25 protein-coding genes and 1 riboswitch are annotated in these 24,695 nt (G+C 63.5%); of the genes, 18 read left to right on the top strand and 7 right to left on the bottom strand.

Annotation, left to right across the window (positions count from 1 at the left end; all coding sequences use genetic code 11):
* Window positions 1-84 precede the first annotated feature (84 nt).
* A complete protein-coding gene (locus tag BN3266_RS06765) occupies window positions 85-1,587 on the top strand; it encodes a DUF1846 domain-containing protein (RefSeq protein WP_059004530.1) in 1,503 nt (500 codons plus the stop codon).
* 150 nt (window positions 1,588-1,737) lie between these two features.
* On the opposite strand, the gene BN3266_RS06760 is transcribed toward BN3266_RS06765, so the two are convergent.
* Complete coding sequence (locus BN3266_RS06760) at window positions 1,738-2,367, bottom strand: sugar transferase (protein WP_075109689.1); 630 nt, start codon at window positions 2,365-2,367, stop codon at window positions 1,738-1,740.
* Between the two features lie 437 nt (window positions 2,368-2,804).
* Between BN3266_RS06760 and spoIIID the strand changes: the two genes are divergently transcribed.
* The gene (gene spoIIID, locus BN3266_RS06755; protein WP_059004529.1) at window positions 2,805-3,065 is read left to right on the top strand and encodes a sporulation transcriptional regulator SpoIIID; all 261 of its coding nucleotides are present in this window, start codon (window positions 2,805-2,807) and stop codon (window positions 3,063-3,065) included.
* A 125-nt stretch (window positions 3,066-3,190) separates the two neighbouring features.
* Here spoIIID and BN3266_RS13550 read toward each other — a convergent pair whose 3' ends face one another.
* The gene (locus tag BN3266_RS13550; protein WP_082671700.1) at window positions 3,191-3,946 is read right to left on the bottom strand and encodes a M23 family metallopeptidase; all 756 of its coding nucleotides are present in this window, start codon (window positions 3,944-3,946) and stop codon (window positions 3,191-3,193) included.
* Between the two features lie 148 nt (window positions 3,947-4,094).
* Window positions 4,095-4,685, bottom strand: a complete 591-nt coding sequence (locus tag BN3266_RS06745; protein ID WP_059004527.1) for a hypothetical protein — start codon at window positions 4,683-4,685, stop codon at window positions 4,095-4,097.
* A gap of 166 nt (window positions 4,686-4,851) precedes the next feature.
* Here BN3266_RS06745 and spoVAC point away from each other — a divergent pair, with 166 nt between their 5' ends.
* Genes spoVAC through spoVAE form a run of 3 tightly spaced genes read left to right on the top strand, consistent with a single transcriptional unit; the run spans window position 4,852 to window position 6,737 of the window.
* Window positions 4,852-5,298 carry a stage V sporulation protein AC gene (gene spoVAC, locus BN3266_RS06740; RefSeq protein WP_059004526.1) on the top strand — a complete coding sequence of 149 codons (447 nt, stop codon included), beginning with the start codon at window positions 4,852-4,854 and terminating at the stop codon, window positions 5,296-5,298.
* A 19-nt stretch (window positions 5,299-5,317) separates the two neighbouring features.
* Window positions 5,318-6,379, top strand: coding sequence for a stage V sporulation protein AD (gene spoVAD, locus BN3266_RS06735; RefSeq protein WP_021659502.1), 1,062 nt, complete (start codon window positions 5,318-5,320; stop codon window positions 6,377-6,379).
* Window position 6,380: 1 nt separating this feature from the next.
* Window positions 6,381-6,737: a stage V sporulation protein AE gene (spoVAE, locus tag BN3266_RS06730; protein WP_021659503.1), complete on the top strand. Its 357-nt coding sequence runs from the start codon at window positions 6,381-6,383 to the stop codon at window positions 6,735-6,737.
* A gap of 171 nt (window positions 6,738-6,908) precedes the next feature.
* On the opposite strand, the gene rpsT is transcribed toward spoVAE, so the two are convergent.
* The gene (gene rpsT / locus BN3266_RS06725; RefSeq protein ID WP_021659505.1) at window positions 6,909-7,169 is read right to left on the bottom strand and encodes a 30S ribosomal protein S20; all 261 of its coding nucleotides are present in this window, start codon (window positions 7,167-7,169) and stop codon (window positions 6,909-6,911) included.
* A gap of 134 nt (window positions 7,170-7,303) precedes the next feature.
* Here rpsT and gpr point away from each other — a divergent pair, with 134 nt between their 5' ends.
* The 6 genes from gpr to hemW all read left to right on the top strand — a co-directional run bounded on the left by gpr (window position 7,304) and on the right by hemW (window position 13,224).
* Window positions 7,304-8,158, top strand: a complete 855-nt coding sequence (gpr, locus tag BN3266_RS06720) for a GPR endopeptidase (RefSeq protein WP_059004525.1) — start codon at window positions 7,304-7,306, stop codon at window positions 8,156-8,158.
* Window positions 8,159-8,298: 140 nt separating this feature from the next.
* Window positions 8,299-9,345 carry a stage II sporulation protein P gene (spoIIP, locus tag BN3266_RS06715; RefSeq protein WP_059004524.1) on the top strand — a complete coding sequence of 349 codons (1,047 nt, stop codon included), beginning with the start codon at window positions 8,299-8,301 and terminating at the stop codon, window positions 9,343-9,345.
* Window positions 9,346-9,383: 38 nt separating this feature from the next.
* Window positions 9,384-9,611: a hypothetical protein gene (locus BN3266_RS06710; protein WP_059004523.1), complete on the top strand. Its 228-nt coding sequence runs from the start codon at window positions 9,384-9,386 to the stop codon at window positions 9,609-9,611.
* Between the two features lie 196 nt (window positions 9,612-9,807).
* Window positions 9,808-11,619 (top strand): translation elongation factor 4, encoded by a 1,812-nt coding sequence (gene lepA, locus BN3266_RS06705; RefSeq protein ID WP_021659509.1) that lies wholly within the window; start codon window positions 9,808-9,810, stop codon window positions 11,617-11,619.
* A 73-nt stretch (window positions 11,620-11,692) separates the two neighbouring features.
* Complete coding sequence (locus BN3266_RS06700; RefSeq protein ID WP_059004522.1) at window positions 11,693-12,103, top strand: DUF3795 domain-containing protein; 411 nt, start codon at window positions 11,693-11,695, stop codon at window positions 12,101-12,103.
* 23 nt (window positions 12,104-12,126) lie between these two features.
* Entirely contained in the window at window positions 12,127-13,224 is a 1,098-nt protein-coding gene (gene hemW, locus BN3266_RS06695; protein WP_059004521.1) for a radical SAM family heme chaperone HemW, read from the top strand.
* Between the two features lie 58 nt (window positions 13,225-13,282).
* Here hemW and BN3266_RS06690 read toward each other — a convergent pair whose 3' ends face one another.
* From BN3266_RS06690 to BN3266_RS06680, 3 genes are all read right to left on the bottom strand, one after another.
* On the bottom strand, window positions 13,283-13,828 hold the full coding sequence (locus BN3266_RS06690) for a hypothetical protein (protein WP_059004520.1): 546 nt from the start codon (window positions 13,826-13,828) through the stop codon (window positions 13,283-13,285).
* Window positions 13,829-13,843: 15 nt separating this feature from the next.
* Window positions 13,844-14,197: an arsenate reductase family protein gene (locus tag BN3266_RS06685; protein ID WP_059004519.1), complete on the bottom strand. Its 354-nt coding sequence runs from the start codon at window positions 14,195-14,197 to the stop codon at window positions 13,844-13,846.
* A 650-nt stretch (window positions 14,198-14,847) separates the two neighbouring features.
* Window positions 14,848-15,060: a helix-turn-helix domain-containing protein gene (locus BN3266_RS06680; RefSeq protein ID WP_021659516.1), complete on the bottom strand. Its 213-nt coding sequence runs from the start codon at window positions 15,058-15,060 to the stop codon at window positions 14,848-14,850.
* Window positions 15,061-15,178: 118 nt separating this feature from the next.
* On the opposite strand from BN3266_RS06680, the gene BN3266_RS06675 reads away from it, so the two are divergent.
* The 7 genes from BN3266_RS06675 (at window position 15,179) to BN3266_RS06645 (ending at window position 24,503) form a co-directional block, all read left to right on the top strand.
* Window positions 15,179-15,502, top strand: coding sequence for a hypothetical protein (locus BN3266_RS06675; RefSeq protein WP_059004518.1), 324 nt, complete (start codon window positions 15,179-15,181; stop codon window positions 15,500-15,502).
* A gap of 273 nt (window positions 15,503-15,775) precedes the next feature.
* Window positions 15,776-16,798 carry a heat-inducible transcriptional repressor HrcA gene (gene hrcA / locus BN3266_RS06670; protein WP_082671698.1) on the top strand — a complete coding sequence of 341 codons (1,023 nt, stop codon included), beginning with the start codon at window positions 15,776-15,778 and terminating at the stop codon, window positions 16,796-16,798.
* Window positions 16,776-17,432 (top strand): nucleotide exchange factor GrpE, encoded by a 657-nt coding sequence (gene grpE, locus BN3266_RS06665; protein ID WP_082671697.1) that lies wholly within the window; start codon window positions 16,776-16,778, stop codon window positions 17,430-17,432. The genes hrcA and grpE overlap by 23 nt, the downstream gene beginning before the upstream one ends.
* A gap of 79 nt (window positions 17,433-17,511) precedes the next feature.
* Entirely contained in the window at window positions 17,512-19,551 is a 2,040-nt protein-coding gene (gene dnaK / locus BN3266_RS06660; RefSeq protein WP_438819062.1) for a molecular chaperone DnaK, read from the top strand.
* Entirely contained in the window at window positions 19,541-20,701 is a 1,161-nt protein-coding gene (dnaJ, locus tag BN3266_RS06655) for a molecular chaperone DnaJ (RefSeq protein WP_059004515.1), read from the top strand. Before dnaK ends, dnaJ begins: the two co-directional genes overlap by 11 nt.
* 349 nt (window positions 20,702-21,050) lie before the next feature.
* A riboswitch (purine riboswitch) is annotated at window positions 21,051-21,148 on the top strand.
* A gap of 126 nt (window positions 21,149-21,274) precedes the next feature.
* The gene (locus BN3266_RS06650) at window positions 21,275-22,615 is read left to right on the top strand and encodes an NCS2 family permease (RefSeq protein WP_059004514.1); all 1,341 of its coding nucleotides are present in this window, start codon (window positions 21,275-21,277) and stop codon (window positions 22,613-22,615) included.
* Between the two features lie 109 nt (window positions 22,616-22,724).
* Complete coding sequence (locus BN3266_RS06645; protein ID WP_059004513.1) at window positions 22,725-24,503, top strand: adenine deaminase; 1,779 nt, start codon at window positions 22,725-22,727, stop codon at window positions 24,501-24,503.
* The last annotated feature ends 192 nt before the right edge of the window (window positions 24,504-24,695 follow it).

The following is a 24,695-nucleotide window of genomic DNA, read 5'->3' as shown; positions in this document are numbered from 1 at the left end:
CTCTGCGATACCGCCTTTACTTTTGTGTGGGCCGATGATAGAATAGACAACGTGATTGCAAAAATGATGGAGGGGAGACGGGCTATGAAACAGGGGTTTGACCACGAGAAATACCTGCGGGAACAGTCGGAATTTATTTTGGAGCGGGTCAACAGCTGCGAGAAACTCTATTTGGAGTTCGGCGGCAAGTTGATGGAGGACATGCACGCCAAGCGGGTGCTGCCGGGGTACGACCCTAACGCCAAGCTGAAGCTGCTGGAGAAGATGAAGGACCAGGTGGAGGTGGTCATCTGCGTCTACGCCGGCGACATCGAGCGCAACAAGGTGCGGGCGGATTTCAACATCACCTACGACATGGAGGTGTTCCGCCTCATCGACGACCTGCGCTCCTATCAGCTGGACATCAACAGCGTGGTCATCACCCGCTACGAGCAGCAGCCGGCGGCCACCCAGTTCATGAACAAGCTCAACCGCCGGGGGATCAAGACCTATATCCACCGGGCCACCAAGGGCTACCCCACCGATGTGGACACCATCGTCAGCGACGAGGGGTACGGCGCCAACCCCTATATCGAGACCCAAAAGCCCATTGTGGTGGTCACCGGCCCTGGGCCGGGCAGCGGCAAGCTGGCCACCTGCCTCTCCCAGCTCTACCACGACTACCGCCGGGGGCAGCCCGCCAGCTACTCCAAATTCGAGACCTTCCCCGTCTGGAACGTCCCCCTGAAACACCCCCTCAACGTGGCCTACGAGGCCGCCACCGTGGATTTGAAGGACGTCAACATGATCGACTCCTTCCACTACGACGCCTACGGCGTGCTGGCGGTCAACTACAACCGGGACATGGAGATGTTCCCGGTCATCAGCCGGATCATCGAAAAGATCACCGGCAGCCAGCTCTACCGCTCCCCCACCGACATGGGGGTCAACCGGGTGGGCTTTGGTATCACCGACGACGAGGTGGTGAAGGAGGCCTCCCGACAGGAGATCATCCGCCGCTACTTCAAGACCGCCTGCGAGTACAAAAAGGGGACCCTCGACCAGGAGACCTTCCACCGGATGGACGCCATCATGAAGGCGGCCAACCTCAAGCCGGAGGACCGCACGGTGGTGGTGGGGGCCCGCAAGTACGGGGCTTTGAAAAACGCCGGTCTGCCCGAGGGGGAGAGCTGCTCGGTGGCCGCCATCGAGCTGGCCGACGGCAAGATCATCACCGGCAAGTCCAGCGAGATGATGAGTGGGTCGGCGGCGGCCGTCCTCAACGCCATCAAATACTTGGCCCACCTGGCGGACGAGATCCATCTCCTCTCCCCCATGATCCTACAGCCCATCATCAACCTCAAGAGGGGGACCCTGCACAGCCGGCGCACCACCCTCAGCTGTGAAGAGATCCTCATGGCCCTGAGCGTCTGTGCCGCCACCAACCCGGTGGCCCAGGCCGCGCTGGACAAGCTCTCTCTCCTGCAGGGGTGTCAGGCCCACACCACCGCCATCTTGAGTCAGAGCGACGAGCAGATTTACAAAAAGCTGGGGATGGACGTGACCAGCGACCCCGAATTCCCCTCGGAAAACCTCTATTACATGTGAGATAGAGAAGAAAAAGCCCCCGGCAGACAGCGTCTGCCGGGGGCTTTTTGATTTGTTGGATGAAAGAGCAGTTAAAAAATGTCTTTTGCGTCTGATAAAAGATAGAAAAGAGCTTTTTATTCGACATTTTTCGCGAAAACGGCAAATAAATTAAGAGACCCGTTTCTGGGAGATAGGTTCCTCCTGTGCAGGGGAGGTGGTGACACCGGGGACAGACACCTCGTCCCCCTCGGCGTAGTTTTTGCGGGTGAAGACCACGTAGACGGTCATAAAGAGGATCTTTAGGTCCTGCCAGAGGGAGAAATGGCACAGGTACTCGCGGTCCATGGCCACCTTTTTGTCGTCGTCCACCAGATCGCGGCCGTTGGTCTGGGCAAGGCCGGTGATCCCCGGGCGCAGCTGATAGACCCCAAAGCTGTGGCGCAGTTGATGGGTGTAGGCCTCGGTCACCACCAGGGGACGGGGGCCGACCAAACTCATGTCGCCCCGCAGCACGTTCCACAGCTGGGGCAGCTCGTCAAGGCTGGTGCGCCGCAGCACCTTGCCCACCCGAGTGATGTATTCGGTGGCATTTTTCAGCTCCGCCGTGGCCACGTTTTTGGGCGCCTCGGTGCTCATGGAGCGGAATTTGTAGACGCGAAAGACCTTCCCGTCCTTTCCCACCCGTTTCTGGCGGAAGATGGCAGGTCCCTTGGAGTCGAGTCTGACCGCCAGCGCGGTGAGAAGCAGCAGCGGACTGAGAAAAACCAAGGCCACAGCCGAGAGGAGGATGTCCAACAAGCGCTTGAATGCCGCATACACGCGCTGTGCGGGGGTGAGGCGGAGGGATCGTGCAGCCGAAAACACAGGCGCGGGCGAGATCCTCTGCGAACCGGTCCCCTGCGCGAGATTTTCAGTGTTGTCCATATGAAAACCCCCAACAAAATAAAAACTAAATTGATTTACAAATTATGGTTTTTCGTTCACAAAAAAATTCTGTAAAAAAGGCACAAAGAGCCACTCGGTTTTTGGCCAAATTGGCTTTTTTTGTGCCGATCAAAGGGTGGTTTTTTGAGAACGAAAACGCATACGATCTTCTTCCCCAACATTATACCGTAAAGGCTTTTTTTCGTCAAATGGGAGAATCCGGCGGCTTCGGGAATGATTGTATCCCCTGGGGCATAGAGATGTACCAATATTGACGCGGCGGCCAACGAGAGCCGTGAGAGGGTGAGTGCGTGAAGGGGAATGTGGAAGAGCGGGCCATCTCGCTGGGCAACTTTATTGTGGAGAACAAGACGACGGTGCGGCATGCGGCCAAGGCCTTTGGGGTGAGCAAGTCCACGGTGCACAAGGATGTGTCCGACCGGCTGAAAAAGCTCAACCCCGCCCTCTGCCGGGAGGTCAAAAAGGTGTTGGAGATCAACAAGCAGGAGCGGCATATCCGGGGGGGCCTTGCCACCCGGCACAAATACCAGGTGTTAAAAGAGGAGGAGTGACCCCCCTCCCCCCGCTTTGCGGCAAAAAAAGAGAGGCCTGTCAGCCGACAGGCCTCTCTTTTTTTGAGAATATTGAATGATTCGCTGTTTTCTGTGCACAAAAAATAGCGGGGGGACAGCCGGAGTTATTTGGAGAAATAAGCTGCGGGGTCCACGTAAGCGCCGTCTTTTTTGAGCTCAAAGTGCAGGTGGGTGCCGAGCTTGCTCTCCCCGGGGATGGACTGGGCCACCGTGCCGATGACGTCGCCGCTCTTGAGGGTCTGCCCCTCTTTGACGGTGACCTTTTGGGACAGGGACTTGTAGATGCCGGTGGCGCCGCCCTCAAACTGGATCTCCACCACGGTGCCCCAGATGTCGTCGTCCCGCACCGAGGTCACCTTGCCGTTTTGGCAGGCCTTGACCTGGGCTCCGGCCTCGGCCTTGATGTCGATGCCGTTGTGGGTGCGCCAGTCGCCCAGGGTCTGGTCCTTGATCACCTTGCCGTCAGAAAAGGGGTTAATGGTCTCGCCAGAGATGGGCGAGACAAAGACCCCATTGGACGCAGTCTGCTGCAACGCGGGTTCGCTTTGCTGCCCGGCAGAAGCGGACGAGGAAGAAGAGCCCTGCCCCTGCGAGGACGAGGTACTTTGCGAATTCGACGCGGCGGAGGACGACTTGGGTTGAGAGGTCACCGGCTTTTCCACCACCTCTGTATCGGATGAGTCCCATGAAGGCACCTCCTGGTTGATTTGACTTTGGGGGTCGCCGCTCTGAACGGCGTTTTGGATCAGCGCCCAGGAGGCCAGCCCGGCCCCCAGCAGACAGACCGCCAGAGCGACGTAGAACCCCTTGCCCCGAAGCCATTTTTTCAGGCGGGGCTGGTTGTAGCGTGGGTTTTGCATGTTTTTCACCTCCGACAGTAGTCTTGACAGCCAACGGGCGAGATATGCGCCCGCCGCCGGGTCGTTTTGCGCCCGTTCCCCGCTCAAAAGTGCGCGCAAAAAACCGCCCCTCTTACAAAGAAGAGGGGCGGAAACGGGTGCCGGCTTGCTATTTCACCTGGTCGCGGGGAACCACTTCCAGGGTGTGGCAGATGGCGTCGAGCACCTCGAAGTGCGCCTTGTAGTGCTCGGGGTCGCCGTTGAGGTAGAGGACATAGAAGTTTTTCTCATCCTCTAAATAGTAGATGCGGCTGGCCACCTTTTTGCCGTCCTTTTCGGTGTCGACGTCATACCCTTTGGCGGCGTCAAAATGTTCAAAGGTGAACTCCTGCAGGTCGCCGAAGGTCGAGTACTTGTGCAGGTATTCCAGCCCGTTGGCATAGTACAGCTCGATGAACTGGTCCAGCGTCTTGACGCTGCGCTCGGTAAACATCTCGTCGTCCTTTCGGTAGCGGACGATCTGCAGATTGACCTTTTCGTCGATCCAGTCCAGGCCGATGGCGTTTTTCTCCACGCTGGAGAGCTGCTGAAAGTGCTCCTGATAGGCCACGCGCATATAGCCGTCGGCGCTGGTGAAGTAGCCGCTGCCGTCGTAGTCGTAATAGGTGTCGCCGCAGCCGGTGAGCAGCCCCAGGGCGCAGAGTGCAACCGCCGCGATGGCGGCGAATCGGCCCAGGCGGGCGCGAAGGTATTTTTTCATGGAACCTGTTTCCCCCTTGTAAGACATCCAGAGAGCCGACTTTTCGGCGGCCCGGCGGGCGCGCTTGCCCGCTGCTATTGTTACATTGTAGCATATTTTGCCACAAAAACAAGCGGCATAAATCTCCAAGCGGCAAGAAACACTATCGCAAAGGGAGGAATGCCAAATGCAACTGTCCAATATGGAATACGATAAAATGGTCAAAAAATATTCGCCCAACAGCAGCCTCTTCAAAGACTGCGTCTGGGCGTTTGTGGTGGGCGGGGCCATCTGCACCCTGGGCCAGGCGCTCATCGGCCTCTACGGGTACTGGGGGGCGGACAAGCTCACCGCCGCCACCCTCACCTCGGTGAGTCTGGTCTTTTTGAGCGCCCTGCTCACCGGCCTCAGCCTCTACGACAAGATCGCCAACCACGCAGGGGCTGGCACCCTGGTGCCCATCACCGGCTTTGCCAACGCCGTGGTCAGCCCCGCCCTGGAGTTCAAGAGCGAGGGGATGGTGCTGGGCCTGGGGGCCAAACTGTTTGTCATCTCGGGACCGGTCATCGTCTACGGGGTCTCGGCGGCGGTGATCTACGGGGTGATCTATTACCTGATGGGCCTGTTTGCCTGATGCGTTTGGAGGAGATAAGATGATCAAGAAAATCGGCCAGAGGACCCTGGCCTTGGAATCCGCCCCGGCCCTGATCCAGTGGGCGTCGGTGGCGGGCAAACGGGAAATGGAGGGCCCCCTCTCGCAGGAGTTCGACTTTGTGACCGGGGACACCAGCTTCGGCGAAAAGACCTGGGAGAAGGCGGAGAGCGCCATTCAGAAAAAGGCGGTCGCCCTGGCGCTGGAAAAGGCGGGGCTGCAAAACAGCGACATCGACTACGTCTTTGCCGGGGACCTGCTCAACCAGTGCATTGCCTCCAGCTTCGGCCTGCGGGAGTTCGGCATCCCCCTCATCGGCCTCTACGGCGCCTGTTCCACCATGGCCGAGAGCCTGTCGCTGGCCAGCATCTTTGCCGCCAGCGGCTGCGCCGACCGCTGTGCGGCCGTGGCCTCGTCCCACTTTTGCACCGCCGAGCGGCAGTTTCGCCTGCCGCTGGAATACGGCGGCCAGCGCACCCCCACCGCCCAGTGGACCGCCACCGCCGGCGGCTGCGTGGTGGTGGCGGCCCCGGGCCAGGGCAGCGGCCCCCGGGTCCGGCACGTGACCATCGGCAAGATCGTCGACCTGGGGGTCACCGACGCCAACAACATGGGCGCCGCCATGGCCCCCGCGGCGGCCGACACCATCAAGACCTATCTGGAGGACACCGGCACCGCCCCCACCGACTACCAGCTGATTTTGACCGGCGACCTGGGCCAGGTGGGCAGCTCCATCCTCTACGACCTGCTGGCACTGGATCAGATCGACATCGCCCCGGTGCACAACGACTGCGGGCTGCTGATCTACGACCGGCAGAGCCAGGACGTCAAGGCTGGCGGCTCGGGCTGCGGCTGTTCGGCCTCGGTCCTCTGCTCCCTCATCCTGGGCAAGTTTGCCCGGGGAGAGCTGGATAACATCCTCTTCGTCGCCACCGGCGCCCTCCTCTCCACCACCAGCTCCGCCCAGGGGGAGAGCGTCCCCGGCATCGCCCACCTGGTGCACATCTCGGCGGACAGAGATCGGCCCACCGGCAAACCCGCTGCCCGGAAAGGGGGGAAGTAGGATGGAATACCTGAAAGCCTTTGTGGTCGGCGGTCTGCTCTGCGTCATCGGCCAGATTTTGGTGGACAAGACCAAATTGACCCCCGCCCGCATCCTGGTGGGATTCGTGGTGGTCGGCGTGGTGCTGGGGGCCCTGGGTCTCTACCAGCCCCTGGCCGATTTCGCCGGGGCCGGGGCCACCGTCCCCCTGTCGGGCTTTGGCAACCTGCTGGCCAAGGGCACCAAAGAGGCCGTGGACAGCCAGGGTCTGCTGGGAGCGCTCACCGGCCCCTTGACGGCCGGGGCGGCGGGGATCACCGCCGCCATGTTCTTCGGCCTGTTGGTGGCCCTCATCTTCAAACCCAAGGACAAGGCCTGATTTTGCGCCGAGAGCGCCGGCCCCCCTCTCCCCGCCCTTGCAGCTTGCAGGGGGAGAGAGGGGAACCGGCGCTCTTTGAGAGGGCAAAGGCGCGGCACTTGGAAAAAAAGACAATAAAAAAAGCAGACCCCTGAGAGGACTGCTTTTGCGTCACACACTAAAAAGAGACCATTACGCGCTGGCGTTCAGTTTGCGAGCGAGGCTGGATTTTTTCCTGGCAGCGCAGTTCTTGTGAAGAATGCCCTTGGTCACGGCCATATCGATCTTCTTGATGGCGTTGCCAACGACCTCCGCTTTGTTCTCGCTGTTCTTCTCCAAGGCAATCTCGGCAGACTTGATGCTGGAACGCAGAGCGGACTTGATCATCTTGTTGCGCAGGTTCTTGGCCTCGTTGACTTTGACTCTCTTCTTAGCTGACTTGATGTTAGGCATAATCGCACCTCCTTCGCATGGAATCGTACAAGTTATCTTAGCATTTTTGCCGCGGGATTGCAAGGATTTTTTTGAAAAAATCTCGATTTCGCGCCGTATGGGGCAAGTCCCCGCCCAAAAGGAGTGATCAGCAGATGGATATTCGCACCGACCTGGCCATCGAGTGGCTGGACATGGCCGCCGGCCTCGGCCCCGACGACTGGCAGCAGGAGGAGACCGTCGAGGGGGGGATCACCCTCTCGACCACCCGCATCCGCACCCAGGCGGCGGCCGAGCGCATCGGCAAACCGGTGGGGCAGTACCTCACCGCCAGCTTTTCAAACCTCCTCCACGACGCCGCGCAGAACACCGCCCTGGCAGAGCTGCTGGGGGAGCACCTAAAGCGCCTTCTGCCCGAAAAGGGGGGCGTACTGGTCCTGGGGCTGGGAAACCCGTCCATCACCCCCGACGCGGTGGGCCCCCGCGCGGTGGAGGGGGTGATGGCGACCCGGCACATCGGCCCGGCCCTGGAAAAGGCCATGGGCATCTCCTTTCGGCCGGTGTCCGCCCTGGCGCCGGGGGTGTTGGGGCAGACCGGGGTCGAGGTGCAGGAGATCGCCCGCGCCCTGGTGCGGGACACCGCCCCAGCGGCCCTGGTGGTGATCGACGCCCTGGCGGCCAAGGCCACCCAGCGGCTGGGGCGGACCGTACAGCTCTCGGACGCGGGGATCGTGCCCGGCTCGGGGGTGGGCAACGCCCGCAGCGAGCTCTCCCAGAACACCCTGGGTATCCCGGTGGTCGCCATGGGGGTGCCGACGGTGGTGGACGTGGGCACCCTGGTGCGGGAGTACACCCAGGAGAACATCGAGGAGGAGCGCTCCCGAATGATGGTCACCAGCAAGGAGATCGACCAGATCATTGCCCGCATCTCCAAGGTGCTGGCCCTGGCGGTCAACCGGGCGCTGCAGCCCCACCTCTCGGCCGAGGACATCGCCCTGCTCACCGACTAGGGGCGAATAGGCGGTTTTCCGGCCGGTCATACTGGTGAAGGGGGCGCCATATACTGTACCAACAGACGTGTAGGAGGTGCAGCATGGCGCGCAGTAGGACAAGAACTCCTCCCAAAAGGCGGGGACCGAAAAAGTGGAAGATGGGGCTGGCGGCCTGCACGGTGGTGCTGGCCGTCTGCTATGCCAATTTGGGCAAGATCCTCTCCCTCTGGCAGGGGCTGACTGCCCAAAACCGGGCCATCGTCCAGTCGCTGGAGGGGGGCGTCCCCTCGGAGGAGAGCGGAGAGGGCGGCGCGGTGCTGGAAAAGGGGGAGAGCTGGACCGACTTTTCCGCCCTGCTGCCCCAGACCACCGCCCCCGCGGACACCCCGCCGGAGGGCACCCAAAAGCCCGAGGGGGCGATGCCCACCGAGGCGGTGGACCTGGCGGTCCAGAGCGGCGTCAACTACCAGTCGGCCTACATCAAAAACAAGACCAGCCTCTCGGACGGGCAGATCGCCGAGCTGCTCGGCACCGGGCCCGGGGCCAAGATCGAGCTGGGCAGCGACCAGCCCCAGGTGCTGATCGTCCACACCCACGCCACCGAGAGCTACGAGCACTACGACCTGGGCTACTACGACCCGGACGCCAGCTCCCGCAACACCGACAACGCCCAGAACGTCACCCGGGTGGGGGAGGAGATCGCCCGCCAGCTCAACGCCGCCGGCATCAAGACGGTGCAGGACAAAACCCAGCACGACTACCCCCAGTACACCGGGGCCTACGATCGCTCCCGAGAGACCATACAGAGCTACCTCGAAAAGTACCCCAGCATCCAGGTGGTGCTGGACGTGCACCGGGACGCCATTCAGTATTCCGACGGCACTCGAGCCAAGCCCACCACCGTCATCGACGGGAAGAAGGCCGCCCAGGTGATGTTCATCGTGGGCTGCAACAGCGACAAGACCCCCATCCCCAACTACGAAAAGAACCTGCGCTTTGCCGCCAACTTGCAGTCCAGCCTCGCCCAGAGCTACGACGACTTCATGCGCCCCATCCTCTTTGACTACCGCTTTTACAACCAGGACCTGGCCCCGGCCTGTATCCTCATCGAGGTGGGGGGGCACGGCAACAGCCTGGGGGAGGCGGTCTACTCGGGCCAGCTCATCGGCAAGGGGATGGCCGAATATCTCAAGACCCTGGCGTGAGCGCCGGGGCGGACGAAAAAGAAAAAGGAGCATCTGCTGTGAGCGCAACCAGAAAGTACGCGGCCGCCTTTGTTTTCACCCTGGCGGCGCTGATGGTGACCCTGGCCATGGGGGTGGCCTATCTCAACACCTACCGCATGGTGCACGGGCCGGTGTCCATCCCCCAAATCGACGTGGTTCCCTATATAAAGGAAGGGGCGGCCCTCCTCTGGAAGGCCGCCCCCTCGGGGCTGCGGCTGCTCGTCGCCGCCCTCTTTCAACTGTGAGTGCCCGCCCCCCGCTCTGCCGGGGGGCGTCTTTTTGGCAAAAAAGGCCGCGCGGCGTTGCCTGGGCTCCCCCGGCCGTGGTATAATAACCGCATTGCGACCACCGCTCTTCGCCCTTTGGCCCAAAAGCGGGGCGGCGGTCACCGAGTGACATTGACGCGTCGGCCGGGGTCGGCCGACGGACAGGGGGACATCCATGAGCTATCGCGACAACATCCGCAACTTCTCCATCATCGCCCACATCGACCACGGCAAGTCCACCCTTGCCGACCGGCTGCTGGAAGCCACCGAGTCGGTGGCCCAGCGGGAGATGAGCCAGCAGCTGCTGGACAACATGGATTTGGAGCGGGAGCGGGGCATCACCATCAAGGCCCGGGCGGTCAAGCTGGACTACCGGGCCGAGGACGGGCAGGTCTACACCCTCAACCTCATCGACACCCCGGGGCACGTGGACTTCAGCTACGAGGTCTCCCGCTCTCTGGCGGCCTGCGAGGGGGCCATTTTGGTGGTGGACGCCACCCAGGGCATCGAGGCCCAGACCCTGGCCAACACCTACCTGGCCCTGGAACACGACCTGGAGATCCTGCCGGTCATCAACAAGATCGACCTGCCCTCCGCCGACGTGGAGCGGGTGGGGAAGGAGATCGAGAACTTCATCGGCATCGACGCCAGCGAGGCGCCGGCGGTCTCGGCCAAGATGGGAACCAACATCGAGGCGGTGCTCCGCCAGATCGTCAAGCTGATCCCTCCGCCCCAGGGGGACGAGGGCGCCCCCCTGCAGGCGCTGATCTTCGACTCTTTTTACGACAGCTACAAGGGGGTCATCGTCTACATCCGGGTCAAGGAGGGGGAGGTGCGCCCCGGCCAGCGCATCCGGATGATGGCCACCGGCGCCGAGTTCGACGTGGTGGAGGTGGGCTACCTGCGGGCCACCCAGATGGAGAAGTGCGACCGGCTGCGCGCCGGGGAGGTGGGCTATCTCACCGCCAGCATCAAAAATGTGCAGGACACCCAGGTGGGCGACACCGTCACCACCGCCGAGAACGGGGCGGCCGAACCCCTGCACGGCTACCGCCAGGTGCAGCCGATGGTCTTTTCCGGCCTCTACCCGGCCGATGGGGCCAAGTACAACGACCTGCGCGACGCGCTGGAAAAGCTCAAGCTCAACGACGCCTCCCTCTCCTTTGAGGCGGAGACCTCGGCCGCCCTGGGCTTTGGCTTTCGCTGCGGCTTTTTGGGCCTTTTGCACATGGAGGTCATTCAGGAGCGGCTGGAGCGGGAGTTCAATATGGACCTGGTCACCACCGCCCCCAGCGTGGTCTACAAGGTGGAGCTGACCGACGGCACCGCCAAGGTCATCGACAACCCCATGGACTACCCCGACCCGGCCACCATCGCCCAGGCCTACGAGCCCTTTGTCAACGCCAGCATCTTCTCCCCCTCGGAGTACGTGGGCAACATCATGGAGCTGTGCCAGGAGAAGCGGGGCGTCTTTAAGAATATGGAGTACGTGGACGAAAACCGGGTGGACATCCGCTATGAGCTCCCCCTCAACGAAATCATCTACGACTTTTTCGACACCCTCAAGTCCCGCACCCGGGGCTACGCGTCGCTGGACTACGAGCTGTCGGGCTACCAGCCCTCCAAGCTGGTCAAGTTGGACATCCTCTTAAACGGCGAGGTGGTGGACGCCCTCTCCTTTATCGTCCACACCGACAAGGCCTATGCCCGCGCCCGGCGGATGACCGAGAAGCTCAAGGAGCACATCCCCCGCCAGATGTTCGAGGTGCCCATCCAGGCGGCGGTGGGGGGGAAGATCATCGCCCGGGAGACGGTGCGGGCCCTGCGCAAGGACGTGCTCGCCAAGTGCTACGGCGGCGACATCACCCGCAAGAAAAAGCTGCTGGAAAAGCAGAAGGAGGGCAAGAAGAGGATGCGCCAGCTGGGCAGCGTCGAGGTCCCGCAGGAGGCCTTTATGGCGGTGCTCAAGCTCGACAGCGACTCCTAAAACGCCGTCCGGTCTGCCCGGGGCCCTGCACGAGCGGATCGTGTGGGGCCCCGGCCGCAAGGGGAGAAACGAGATGAAGATGCCCACCGCCATCCCCGAGGGGATGCTGGCCTCCTGCGGGATGAACTGCCTGGTCTGCTACAAGCACTGCCTCTCCCCCCAGCCCTGCGGGGGCTGCCGGGAGGGCGGGGAGGGGATGCCTGTTCACTGCCGCCGCTGCACCATTCGGGCCTGTGCCGAAGGGCGGGGGCTGCGCCTCTGCGCGGCCTGTCCCCTATTTCCCTGCCGGCAGGTGAAGCGGCTGGATCGGAGCTATCGCGTCCGCTACGGGGTCTCTTTGATCGAAAACGGACGGAGGGCGGCGGCGGAGGGGACGGCCGCCCTGCTGCAAGAGGAGGCGCGCCGCTGGCGGTGCCCCGGGTGCGGCGGGGTCGTCTCCCTGCACGACGGGGTCTGCAGCGACTGCGGGGCGGAGAAGAGATGAGAGAGGCGAGAGGGGGAGCGAGGATGGAGGACCGGCCGTTGGGGATGTATCTGCACATCCCCTTTTGCAGGCGAAAGTGCAACTACTGCGCCTTCTACTCGGCCCCTGCCGGGGAGGCCGCGTGGGAGGGGTACGCCGATGCCCTCTGCCGCCACATCGCCCTCTGGGGGGAGAGGCTGGGCCGGCGGGCGGTGGACACCGTCTATTTCGGCGGCGGCACCCCCAGCCTGCTCTGGCGGCAGTTGCCCCGGGTGTTGGCAGAGCTGGGGCGCTGTTTCCAGCTGGACACCGGGGCGGAGATCTCCCTGGAGGCAAACCCCGGCACGGTGGGGCGGGAGGAGCTGCGCGCCCTGCGCCAAGCGGGGTTCAACCGCCTCTCCCTGGGGGTGCAGTCGGCGGTGGAAGGGGAGCTGCGGGCCCTGGGGCGGCTGCACACCGCCGCCGAGGCCATGGCCTGTGTAGAGGCCGCCCGGGAGGCGGGGTTTGCCAACCTCTCGCTGGATTTTATGCTGGGCCTGCCCGGCCAGAGCGAGGAGAGCCTGGAAAGGATGGAGGACTTTGTCCGCCGGGCGGCACCCCAGCACCTCTCGGCCTACATCTTGAAGGTGGAGGCCGGCACCCCCTTTGGGGAGATGGGGGAGGCGCTGCGGCTGCCCGACGACGACACCGCCGCCGACCTGTACGAGAGCTGTGTGGCCCGCCTCTCCGCCCTGGGCTATGGCCAGTACGAGGTGTCGAATTTTGCCCTGCCCGGCTTTGCCTGTCGCCACAACGAGAAGTACTGGAGCCTGGAGGAATACCTTGGCATCGGCCCGGCGGCCCACTCCCTGTTGGGGGGCACCCGCTTTTTCTACCCGGCCGACCGGGCGGCCTTTGTGGGCGGGGGGCTGGAGCAGCTCCAGCGGGAGGGGACGCCCGACTGGGAGGAGTACGCCATGCTGCGGCTGCGCACCGCCGCCGGGCTGGACACCGGCCGCGCAGGATTGCCGGACGGGCTGTTGGAGCGGGCCCGACCCTTTGAAAAGCCGGGGCTGCTGTACATCGAGGGCCCGGTCATCCGGCTAACCCCCAAGGGGTTTCTGGTCTCCACCCCCCTCATCGCCGAAATTTTGTACGGCTGAAAAGAGCGGCCCGGCCAACTGGCCGGGCCGCTCTTGCAGCGCGATGGAGGGGGAGGGGTCAGCCCTCCTCCTCGCTGGTGGTGTGAAATTGGACGGCGACCCCGGAAATCGCCAGGGCAATCCCTGCCAACAGCCCCCAGAGGGGGTTTTTCAGCCCCAACAGGGGGAGGAGGCCCGCCCCTGCGCAGAGCCCGCCGCCGATGCCGGTGGAGAGGATGAGGGCGGGCCGCAGCAGTTTGAGGGAGAGGCCCCCCGCCAACAGCCCGGCGGCACAGCCGGCCAGGGCCCCGGCCCAGGGGATGGAAATCAGGGAGTAGATGCCGACAAAGGCGGTCAGAAAACAGAGCAGAAAGACCCCGCCCCGGTAGACGCGGTAGGCCAGCAGGGCCCCGACCACCCCCAGCAGCAGGATGGGGAGGAGCAGGAGCCACCCCTCAATGGAGAGGAGGGCGGCGAGCCAGCCCCCCAGGGCCGCGCCCAGGACAAAGCCCGCCAGGGAAATCCAGAACTTGCTCAGCTTGAAGCCCAGAAAACAGTCGGCCAGGGCCAGCAAAACGGTAAAAATCGTCGGCCAGAGGGCCGCTGGGGCGGAGAAATCAGGCATCACAGGTGCTCCTTTCTAAAGGGCGGCCTCCCACTCGGCGGGGCGAAAGCCCACCAGCACCCGGTCCCCCAAAAGCAGCAGCGGGCGCTTGATGAGCATGCCGTTTTGGGCCAGCAGGGCGTACTGCTCCTCCTCGCTCATCCCGGGCAGCCGGTCCTTGATGTGCTCGTTTTTGTAGACCAAACCGCTGGTGTTGAAAAACCGCTTCAGGGGCAGGCCGCTGCGGGCGTGCCACTCGGCCAGTTCGGCCGCGGTGGGGGTCTCCTCCACGATGTGGCGGGTCTCGCAGGCCACGCCGTGCTCGTCGAGCCAGGCCTTGGCCTTTTGGCAGGTGGAACATTTGGGGTACCAGATCAGCAGTGCGTTCATTGACAAATTGCCTCCCATCCGCCCCGGCGACAGGCCGGGACGCCGTTTGTATTTGTATTTTTAATAAAAAGAGGTCGGTGCGCGGCGCTCCCCTTCCGGCGCGCCGCGGCAGCGGGGCAGATGCCGCCTCGCCGCAGGCAGAAGACCGAGGGCAGGGGAAGGGAACAGGGGCCGTCTGCGCCGACCGGGCCGCTGTGGTATCGCGACCGCCCTGCGGCCGACAAGGCCACAGGCGCTGCGGCATTTGGCCGTGGGGCAGAGGGCGTCCGCACATCTGCCGGACCGCTGCGACATCGTGACCGCCCTGCGGCCGACAAGATCACAGGCGCGGCGGCATTTGGCCGTGGGGCAGAGGGCGTCCGCACATCTGCCGGGCCGCCCCGGCATCGCGACCGCCCTGCGGCGGACAAGGCCACAGGCGCTGTGGCATTTAGCCGTGGGGCAGAGGGCGTCCGCACACCGGCCGGGCCGCCCCGGCATCATGGCCGCCCTGCGGCTGCCATACCGCCGGCGCCGAGGGCGCGGTGGCACTCGGCCAGGGGGCAGGGGGCGTAGAGCAGGCGGCATTTGCATTTCTGCCCGGCCATCCCCGGCAGCACAGCCGCCTTGTGGCCATTATACCACAGCGGCGGGCGAGGGGGGAGGCGGGATCACCGCTCCTCCCCCGTGAGCCCCAGGAGATAGTCGGCGCTGACGCCGTAGTAGCGGCAGAGGGCGATGACGTGGCGCACCGGCATCTCGTTGGCCCCCCGCTCATAGCGGGCGTACATGGTCTGCGAGGTGCCCAGTACGGCGGCGATCTCCGCCTGGGTCTTGTCGTGATCCTCCCGCAGATCCCGCAGCCGCTGCTGGTAGGGCACCATGGTGAGTCGTCCCCTCTCGTTTGGTGTTGAACTGGCAGCATTTTAGCATAGTAAAAATATTTACTATTGACTTTAGTACATATATTTACTAGAATGGGTAGAAAAGGCGGTGATATTCGTGAAAGAGGAGAGAAGGGACGAGAATTTGGCGGCCAAGATCGTGCGCAACTTCGCCTATCTCGACGCGGTCTGGAGCTTTCTCCTGGCCATTGCCGACGGGGCCAGCCTCTCATCGGGCGGTCCGCCGGTGCCCTTCACCGCCCGCTTCGCCGTCTTTTTGGACAGTTTCTGCGGCGCCCTGGTGGGGGTCTTCCTCCTCTATGCGGTGGCCGAAGGGGTGCAGATCCTGCACGACATCCGCCGCGCCCAGCACCCCATCTCCCCCGAAGGCCGCCCCGGTGAGGGCGGCCCGGGCAGGGGAGGCGCCTCCCCGCCTCTCTAACATCCCCCGCCGCGCAGGCGGAGCGCACCCCTTGAAAGGGGGGCCCCAGTGGCCCCTCTTTTTTTGTGCAGAAATACCCCCTTTAGAGGGTACGCCGGGGAAACTGTTGCCAATATGTAAATATTTATTTCAGTTCTTGACTTTTATTGACTTTGGGGGTAGACTGTATGTGTTGGCAGTCGAGAGGTTCGACTGCTAAACGCAAAAACGGCGCTGCTTCGGCATTTGTCCCCCCTAAACGGGTGCCGCAGCCGCCGGAAAGGGGGTGGGAAGATGTTGACGCCGAGACAGGGATTTGTGCTTCAGGCCATCTGCGACCTCTACTCCGAGACCGGGGAGCCGGTCTCCAGCGGGGCCATCGCCAAGCTGGCGGGCGACGCCTTTTCCAGCGCCACCATCCGCAGCGAGATGGCCCGGCTAGAGGCCCTCGGCTGTGTCAAACAGCCCCACACCTCTGCCGGGCGCATCCCCACCGCCCAGGGCTACCGCTACTACATCAATCACCTGATGCCGCGGCGGGAGCTGCCGGTGGAGAAACAGCGGGAGATCGCCCGCTTCCTCCGCCAGGGGGTCAGGGACCCGGACATCCTCCTGACCCGGGCCAGTTCCCTTCTGGCCTACATGACAAACTACGCCGTCCTCGCCACCTCCCCCCAGCTCTCCGACCTGTCGATGGAGAAGTTGGAGGTGGTGGCCCTCACCCCCCAAACGCTGGCGCTGGTGGCCCTCACCAACACCGGGTTGGTGCTCAACCAGGTCTGTCAGCTGGGGCTGCCGGCGGGGGAGCGGCAGCTGGAGAAGCTCTCGGGCTTCTGCCGCAAAAACCTCCTCCACCGGCCGCTGCACGAGGTGGCGTTGCTGCGGGACGACTTCCTGCAGCGGGAACTGGGGGGCGACTACCTCTGTCTGGCCCCCGCGGTGCAGCTCATCTGCCGGATGTGCGCCGAGCTCTGCCGGGCCAAGGTGCACCTGGAAGGGCAGTCGAACCTCCTGCGCTACGCCGCGCCGGAGCACGGCTACAACGCCTTTCTCGAGCTGCTCAAGGAGACCGACACCCTGCTGCGGGCCGCCCCCAAAGAGGGGGGGAACGTGGCGGTGCTGCTGGGCGACGACCTGGACCAAGAGCTGGCGGGCACCACCCTGGTGAGTACCGGCTACCTCTTCGGGGACGAGCACACCGGCGTGTTGGGGATCATCGGCCCCCGGCATCTGGACTACACCAGGATCATCCCCCACTTGGCCTATTTTACCGACCTGCTGGGCAGGATCTTGAATGGAACCGACGGGGACGGATGAGGGATCCCTCCCTCCCGACCCAATAACAATAGAGAGGAGCTTGCAGGTGGAACCGGAAAAGAAGACGGCCCAGACCGAAGCTGAACAGACCGCCCCGGCGGAGGAGAAAGCCCCCGCCGCCCCTGAAAAAGAGGAGAAGGCGGCCGAGAAAAAGTCCAAAAAGCCCAAGAAGAACAAAGAGGTAGAGGCCCTGGAAGAACAGCTGGCCGGCTGCCGCCAGGAAAACAGCGACCTGAACGACCGGCTGCTGCGCCTGAGCGCCGAGTACGACAACTTCCGCAAGCGCTCCACCAAGGAGAAGGAGGGGATGTTCACCGACGGGGTGGCCTCCGCCCTCTCCCAGATGGTGGTGGTGCTGGACAATCTCGAGCGGGCGGTGGACGCCTGCCAGGAGGACAGCGACCTCAAGACCGGGGTGGAGATGACCCTCAAACAGTTCCGCGAGGTGCTGGAAAAGATGGGTGTCTCGGAAATCAACCCGGTGGGCGAATCCTTTGACGCCCAGCTGCACAACGCGGTGATGCACGTGGAGGACGAGACCTTGGGCGAGAGCCAGGTGGTGGAGGTCTTCCAAAAGGGCTATCTGCTGGGGGAGCGGGTCATCCGCTACGCCATGGTCAAGGTGGCCAACTAGACAAAATATCCCGGGGCGGGCAGCCGCCCCTCACAACCATACAGAACAAATCGACGGATCGAAATAGGAGGAAACGACAATGGGAAAAATCATCGGCATTGACTTGGGTACAACCAACTCTTGCGTGGCGGTCATGGAGGGCGGCGAGCCGGTCGTCATCGCCAACGCCGAAGGCGCCCGCACCACCCCCTCGGTGGTGGCCTTCACCAAAGACGGCGAGCGGATGGTGGGCCAGGTGGCCAAGCGCCAGGCCATCACCAACCCCGAGCGCACCGTGATGAGCGTCAAGCGCCACATGGGCAGCGACTACCACGTGGCCATCGACGGCAAGAACTACACCCCCCAGGAGATCTCGGCCATGATCCTGCAGAAGCTGAAAGCCGACGCGGAGGCCTACCTGGGCACCACCGTCACCGAGGCGGTCATCACCGTGCCCGCCTACTTCACCGACGCCCAGCGCCAGGCCACCAAAGACGCCGGCCGCATCGCCGGACTGGACGTGAAGCGGATCATCAACGAGCCCACCGCGGCCGCCCTCTCCTACGGGGTGGACAAGGAGGACGACCAGAAGGTCATGGTCTACGACCTGGGCGGCGGCACCTTCGACGTCTCCATCATCGAGATGGGCGACGGGGTGCAGGAGGTGCTGGCCACCGCCGGCAACAACAAGCTGGGCGGCGACGACTTCGACGACCGGATCATCGGCTACCTGGTCAGCGAGTTCAAGAAGGACAGCGGCATCGACCTCTCCTCGGACAAAATGGCCATGCAGCGCCTCAAAGAGGCCGCTGAGAAGGCCAAGATCGAGCTGTCGGGCATGGCCCAGGCCAGCATCAACCTGCCCTTCATCACCGCCGACGCCACCGGCCCCAAACACCTGGATATGACCCTTACCCGCGCCAAGTTCAACGAGCTGACCGCCGACTTGGTGGAGGCCACCATGGCCCCGGTCCGCCAGGCTCTCAAGGACTCCGGCCTCTCCGCCAGCGAACTGCACAAGGTGCTGATGGTGGGCGGCTCCTCCCGGATCCCCGCCGTGCAGGAAGCGGTCAAGAACTTCATCGGCAAAGACCCCTTCAAGGGCATCAACCCCGACGAGTGCGTGGCCATCGGCGCCGCCATCCAGGGCGGCGTGCTCGGCGGTGACGTGGAGGGCATCCTCCTGCTGGACGTCACCCCCCTCTCCCTGGGCATTGAGACTATGGGCGGCGTCTCCACCAAGATCATCGAGAGAAACACCACCATCCCCACCAAGAAATCCCAGATCTTCTCCACTGCGGCCGACAACCAGACCTCGGTCGAGGTCCACGTGCTGCAGGGCGAGCGGGAGATGGCGGCCGACAACAAGACCCTGGGCCGCTTCCACCTGGACGGCATCGCCCCCGCCCCCAGAGGGGTGCCCCAGATCGAGGTCACCTTTGACATCGACGCCAACGGCATCGTCCACGTCTACGCCAAGGACCTGGGTACCGGCAAAGAGCAGAACATCACCATCACCTCCTCCACCAACATGTCCAAGGACGACATCGACAAGGCCGTGAAGGACGCCGAGGCCTTTGCCGAGCAGGACAAGAAGCGCCGCGAGGAGATCGACGTGAAAAACAGCGCCGACCAGATGGTCTACCAGACCGAAAAGAGCATGGCCGACCTGGGCGACAAGCTGCAGGGCGAGGAGAAATCCGCCCTGGAGGAGAAACTCACCGCCCTCAAGAGCGCCATCTCCGGCGGCAATGTGGACGAGATGAAGCAGAAGACCGAAGAGCTGCAGAAGAAGTTCTACGAGGTCTCCGAGCGCGTCTACAAAGAGGCCGCCGCCCAGCAGCAGGCCGCCGGCGCCACCCCCGGCGCCCGGCGCGGATGCCGGCGCTGCCGGCGCCCAGTCCGCCCCCGGCGACGACGGGGTGGTCGACGCCGACTTCACCGAGGTGGACGACGACAAGAAATAAGTCGCTGCGCCCAAAAGCAGCGGGTCACAGGCCGACGAGCAGAGCAGTCGGCCTGTTTGGCGGCAGGGGCATCGGTGGACGCTGCGCCGGGTCTGTGCTATACTGGTACGGCAAAAGCGCCCCCTTCCCACGCTACTTTAAAAAGGAAACAGGTGGTATCCATTGGCAGATAAACGCGATTACTACGAGGTCTTGGGCGTCTCCAAGAGCGCCAGCGACGACGAGCTGAAAAAGGCTTACCGCAAGCTGGCGAAAAAATATCACCCCGATCTCAACCCCGGCGACAAAGAGGCCGAGGCCCACTTTAAAGAGGTCAACGAGGCCTACGAGGTGCTCAGCGACTCTGCCAAGCGGCAGCGGTACGACCAGTTCGGCCATGCCGGGGTGGACCCCAACTACGGCGCCGGCGGCGCTGGCGGGGCTTACAGCGGCGGGTTCGGCGGGTTTGACGACCTGGGCGACATCTTCGAGAGCTTTTTCGGCGGCGGCTTTGGCGGCGGCGGTCGCGGCCGCCGGCAGAACCCCAACGCCCCCCGCCGGGGCGGCGACAGCCACATCAACGTGGTGCTGGACTTTTTCGAGGCCGCCCACGGCTGCACCAAGACCGTCGAGGTGCAGAAACAGGAAGCCTGTGACGAGTGCGGCGGCACCGGTGCGGCCAAGGGAACCACCCCCAAGACCTGCCCCGACTGCGGCGGCACCGGCCAGGTGACGGTGGGCCAGCGCACCCCCTTTGGGGTCATTCAGTCCACCCGGCCCTGCTCCCGCTGCGGCGGCACCGGCCAGATCATCGAAACCCCCTGCTCCAAGTGCCACGGGAGCGGCCGCAAGACCGTCACCCGCAAGGTGGAGGTGAAGATCCCCGCCGGCATCGACGACGACCAGACCATTGCCATGCGGGGCTATGGGGACGCCGGGTACAACGGCGGCCCCAGCGGCGACGTGATCGTGGTGGTCTCGGTCCGCCCCGACCCCCTGTTTGAGCGGCGGGGATTCGATGTCTGGTGCGACGTGCCCATCAGCTACTACACCGCCGTCATGGGCGGCGAGGTGGTGGTCCCCACGGTGCACGGCAAGGTCAAGTACCAGATCCCCGAGGGCACCCAGCCCGGCACCACCTTCCGCCTCAAGGGCAAGGGCATCCAGTACCTCAATGGGCGCGGCAAGGGCGACCAGTACGTCAAGGTCACCATCGAGGTGCCCAAGCGCCTCAACCGCGAGCAGAAGCGGGAACTGGAGGAGTTCGAGCAGTCCCTCTCCATCGAGCAAAACTACGAAAAGCAAAAGAGCTTTCTCGAGCGCATCAAAGACCTCTGGAAGTAGAGGTCTCTGCACAGGACCCCGGCCATCTGGCCGGGGTCCTGTTTTTTTGTCCCTCCCCGGCGGAAAGCGCTCCACCTTTCGCGGGCAGCGTTCCGCCGGAAAACGCAGCAAACCGTTTTTACCAAAAAGCTGACCCTTTTTTATCAAAAATGGGGAGCTGTGCGCAAAGTGGATGACCCCACAAAAGGGCGGCAAAGGGCTGAGCGGATTTTCAACATTCTGCATGAATTTTTGGAGAGGTGCAAAAGAGAAGATACAAAAGTTTGTATGAAAGAACAAATTTCGCCCTGTTTTTGCCGCGCACTTTCGGCGCGCCCTCCCCTTGCTTTTGGGGGAGGGGGTGGGGTATACTCGGGGTGTCGCTGGTTGCTATATAATACCCGGATATGGCGGGTAGTTTCTACACTTCACCGTAAATGAAGTACTATGGCTAACTTCTCACCGGCCTGGCGGAGCTGTCTCTCCGCCTCCGCCGGCCGCGTGCGTGTTGTGAGTTGTCCATTTAGTGACTGCCGACAAAAAAGCTGCAGAAACCAAAACAACAACCCGAAACGCGAAAAGAGGAGGAAAACTATGGGACAGCTGTCGAAATTTTTCGGCCTGCGCGAGCGCAAGACCTCGGTCAAGACCGAGGTGATCGCCGGACTCACCACCTTTATGACCATGGCATACGTGCTGGTGGTGCAGCCCAGCGCCATTGTGGGATTTGGCGCGGTGCCGGCCATTGTCGACATCAACGGGATTTCTGTATCCAAAGAGGCCGTCGTGGTCACCTGTGCGGTGATCAGCGGCCTCATTACTTTGCTGATGGGACTTTACGCCAACATGCCCTTCGCCCTCTCCACCGGCATGGGCAGCAACTTCATGCTGGGGGCGCTGCTCCAGTCGGGCAGCATCTCCTTTGGGCAGATCATGGCGGTCATCCTGGTCTCGGGCCTCATCTTCCTGGGGCTGTCGGTCTTTGGCATCCGCGATTTGATCGTGCGGATGATCCCCAAGAACATCAAGCTGGCCATCGGCTCGGCCATCGGCTTTTTCATCGCCTACCTGGGCTTCAAAAACACCGGCATCGGGGTGTTTGAAGGGGGCATCGGGCTGGGCGATTTTCGTTCCCCCTCGGTCATCCTGGCGGTGGTGGGGCTGCTGATCATCGCCGCCCTCACCGCCTTCAAGGTCAAGGGCGCCATCCTCATCGGCATCGTCGCCACCACCCTGCTGGGCATCCCCTTCGGGGTCACCACCCTCCCCACCCAGCTCTTCAAGCTGCCCGACTTCAGCCAGGTGGGCAACCTCTGCTTCCAGTTTGACTTCACCGGCCTCTTCACCCCGGCCTTTATCGTGCTGATCTTCATCGCCTTCTTCGGCGACTTCTTCTCCACCCTGGGCACCGTGCTGGGGGTGGCCGGCAAGGCGGGGATGCTGGACGAGGACGGCAACCTGCCGGGCATCCAGAAACCCTTCCTGGTGGACGCCATCGGCACCTGCGTGGGCGCCCTCACCGGCTGCACCACCATCACCACCTATGTGGAGTCCTCCTCCGGGGTCGAGGCAGGCGGCCGCACCGGCCTCACCGCCGTCACCACCGCCGCCCTCTTCCTCCTCTCGGTCTTCGCCGCCCCCCTGTTTTTGATGATCCCCGACGCCGCCACCGGCCCGGCCCTCATCTTCGTGGGCTTTTTGATGATGGCCGACATCGGCAAGATCGACTTCTCCAACTTCTCCGAGGCATTTGGTCCCTTCGTGATGATCCTCTTCGTCATCTTCACCGGCTCCATCGCCAGCGGCATCGCCGCCGGCATCCTCGCCCACGTCTTCATCAAGTGCATCACCGGCCGCTTCAAAGAGGTCCATCCCGGGATGTACGTCCTCTGCGTGCCCCTTGTCCTCTACTTCCTCTACAACACCCCGCTGTAAGGCGGCGTAGAGCTCACCCGAACACCCTGCGGAGAGAGACCGGCACCCGGGCGCCCCTTGCAGCGGGCGGCGGCCGGGCCGGGGAAAAGAGAAAAGGAGACCTGAAAAGATGAAATACCAGCCCAACGACAAGCGCGCCCTGTTGCAGGCGGCCCTGGGCCGCATCCCCTGCGACCTGGCCATCGCCAACGTCCAGTACGTCAACGTCTTCACCGGCGAGGTTTACCCCGCCACCGTCTTTGTCCACCAGGGCTTTGTGGCCCACGTGGAGGCGGGCGATCCCCAGGCGGATCTGCACCTGGCCAAAGAGGTCTACGACGGGCGCGGCCGCACCCTGGTGCCCGGCTTCATCGACGCCCACGTCCACGTGGAGAGCTCGATGCTGACCCCCCGCAACTTCGCCGCCGCCGTCCTGCCCCACGGCACCACCACCGCCGTCACCGACCCCCACGAGATCGCCAACGTCGCCGGGGAGGAGGCGGTCCACTACATGCACGACGCGGCCCTGGGCCTGCCCATGCGCCAGCTCATCAACATCCCCTCCTGCGTCCCCTCGGTCCCCGGGCTGGAAAACGCCGGGGCCACCTTTGACGCCGCCACCATCCACCGGCTAGCCAAGCTGGAGAACGTCCACGGCCTGGCCGAGGTGATGGACTTTGTCGGGGTGGTCGAGGGCGAGGAGCGGATGATGGACATCATCGCCGCCGCCGAGGAGGAGGGCCTCTACCTGCAGGGCCACCTCCCCCGCCAGACCGGGCGGATGGTCTCCGCCTACCGGGTGGGCGGCCCCTGGACCTGCCACGAGTCCACCACCAGCGAGGAGTCGGTGGACAAGATGCGCGCCGGCATCTACGTCGACGCCCGGGACTCCTCCATCTCCCGCAACGTCACCGCCGTCTGGGAGGGGGTCAAGGACTTCCCCTGCCTGGACCGGCTGACCTTCTGCACCGACGACAGAGAGGCCGACGACATCCTCTACGTGGGGCACATCGACGACGTGGTCCGCCACGCCGTCAGCCTGGGGATGGACCCGGTCCTGGCCATCCGCAGCGCCACCCTGCTGCCCGCCCAGGCCGCCCGCCTGGACAACCTGGGGGCGGTGGCCCCCGGCTACGTGGCCGACTTCCTGCTGCTGGACGACCTGCAGAACCTGCAGGTCAAGGAGGTCTTCACCGCCGGCAAAAAGGTGGCGGAGGACGGGGCTCTGCTGGTGGAGATCCCCCAGCAGGCCCACCCCTTCGAGACGGTCAACTCCATGGACGTGCCCAACCTGACCGCCGCCGACTTTGCCCTGGCGGCCCCCGCCGGCTGCGGGGAGCAGGTGGCGGTCAACGTGATGACCTACGGCGACATGGAGGTCTCCACCGCCGACGCCGTGGTGGAGACGCTGCCGGTCAAAGAGGGCCGGGTGGACATCTCCGGCGACAGCGACCTCTGCTACGCCATTGTCATCAACCGCTACGGCAACGGCACCCTGGCCAAAGGGGTGGTCCGCGGCTTCGGCCTGGAGCGGGGGGCCGACGGCTCCACCGTCTCCCACGACTGCCACAACCTGACCATCGTCTACAAGACCCCGGAGGACGGCTACGCCGTCTACAAAAAGTTGCGGGAGTGCGGCGGCGGCATCGCCTGTGCCGCCGGGGGAGAGGTCCTCTGCACCTTCCCCCTGCCGGTGGGCGGGCTGATGTCCAACCTCTCTTGGGAGCAGGTGGCGGCCCAGTCGGTGGCCATGAAAAAGGCCCTGCGCCAGGTGGGACTGCAGCAGAAAAACCCCCTGCTGCGCATCGCCACCCTGGCCCTGCCGGTGATCCCCAAGGTGAAAATCAGCGACCTGGGACTGGTGGACGTGCTCAAAAAAGAGCTGATGCCCCTCTTCCCCGAGGCGTAGAGACTCTGATAGAAAAAAGAGGACTGGCTTTCCCCGCCTCCTAATAAGAAAACATGAGATAGTCCAGTAAAATCAATGTTTTCAGAGGCAAGGAACACGATGTGAAGTCAAAAAATCAAATACTGGCAGGATAAAGGGTGCTGATGTGAAATATCAGCACCCTTTTCCTGTCCCAAACGCCATAGGAAATCC

The sequence above is a fragment of the Bittarella massiliensis (ex Durand et al. 2017) genome (assembly GCF_001486165.1).
Classification (GTDB): Bacteria; Bacillota; Clostridia; order Oscillospirales; family Ruminococcaceae; genus Bittarella; species Bittarella massiliensis.
This window is presented reverse-complemented; position numbering and strand designations above follow the sequence as displayed.